Raw genomic sequence first — 1,346 nt, forward strand, 5'->3', positions numbered from 1 at the left:
CGCCCGACCACTTTTTACCGCTGCTCTATGTGCTGGGCAGTTGGGATGGCGAAGAACCCATCACGGTGCCTGTCGATGGTATTGTGATGGGAGCCTTGAGTATGTTGTCGGTACAAGTAGGCAGTTAAGTTTGAGCATCGGGCCCGCGTTTATACGCGGGCTTTTTTTTGGCCGATGCATCAAATGCAGTGATTGATTAGCCGGGATGCTAATCGTGGACGGTATTCTCAGCGATAATAAGTTATATGGTGATCAAACCATGGTGGCGTATAGGGTTATAACCTGGTGGCGGGCCAACTTGATGTTTATATTATGAGATTTTAATTAATCACGTAGAAGAAATAAAATGTCAATAAACATAAATGGCTATGAACTTAATTACTCTAGGGTTTCCCATCTATTGAGTGGCAATCGATATGAAGCCACACATATGGGGTTATGGGACAAATTTAAAGACCTGTTTAGAACAGAAAAAAAAGAACACGCCATACAAACCTTATATAACATTCTTTATCAGGATAGAGCCCCTTGTCAGGGAGTTGAAAGCAGTGATGGCGTTGATATTCCTTCTAATCACTGGTACGGCGTCATTTCCGTTTTTGAGAAACTTAAGTCCTACGCGGGCGAAGCACACAAGGATCGCTTTCATAGCGAATTTGATACGGATACTAGAACGATCACTCTCTCAATAGATAATCATATTATTAAAAAAATAAGGATGGATATTATGTTGAGCGATATCGCTATTGATGAACGGTATTTCATTGCTGACTATCAGAATATCCTTCGTTCGACGCATTCCAGAAGTAGCAGTCTGGGGAGCTTAAAAGAGAATAACGAGAGCTTTATTTTTCATGATTTTTACTCTAGGTTTCCGAAACTCCATAACATATTATTGTCATGCAAAATGAATGATTTTGACATGATGGGATCTATTATGTCCGATTTGACCCAAAACAGATTAATGAGCAGTCAGATGGCACTTAATCTTATGGAGATGCAAAAACATCTCACTGAAAAATTATCGTGTGAGCAACCCGTCAGTGCGATTAAGGGAAGACGGCCTCATTCTCTTTAGTACAGGTTAGGGCTTAAATAAGCCCACATACTGTGGGCTTGCCTAACGACTCACACTCTTCGTTTACTGGTGTGAACGCGTTAGCCGTTTTTAAGTGAGTCTACAATATCCTGCGCTGTTTTTTTGTGGCTCTCTGATGCTTTGGCATTGTTCAGCAGGCGGTTTGCCCAAAACGCCGACGCTTTTGCATCCTTCTTCAACGCTTTGCCATCGGCGAGCAGGCTTGCCAGCGCCATTTGCGCGATAGGTAAATTGGCATCGGCCGCTT

2 protein-coding genes and 1 pseudogene are annotated in these 1,346 nt (G+C 42.6%); 2 read left to right on the forward strand and 1 reads right to left on the reverse strand.

The genetic code is table 11. The annotated features are described in order from the left end of the window. Both J5224_RS27945 and J5224_RS27950 read left to right on the forward strand, forming a co-directional pair. Nucleotides 1-128 (forward strand): annotated as a pseudogene (locus J5224_RS27945) (4,5-DOPA dioxygenase extradiol); the annotation flags it as partial. A 218-nt stretch (nt 129-346) separates the two neighbouring features. Then, complete coding sequence (locus tag J5224_RS27950) at nt 347-1,078, forward strand: hypothetical protein (RefSeq protein ID WP_264628382.1); 732 nt, start codon at nt 347-349, stop codon at nt 1,076-1,078. Between the two features lie 80 nt (nt 1,079-1,158). Here J5224_RS27950 and J5224_RS27955 read toward each other — a convergent pair. Continuing rightward, nucleotides 1,159-1,346: hypothetical protein (locus J5224_RS27955; protein ID WP_264628383.1), on the reverse strand; the 188-nt coding region annotated here is incomplete at its 5' end.

The sequence above is a fragment of the Candidatus Symbiopectobacterium sp. NZEC135 genome, assembly GCF_025962695.1.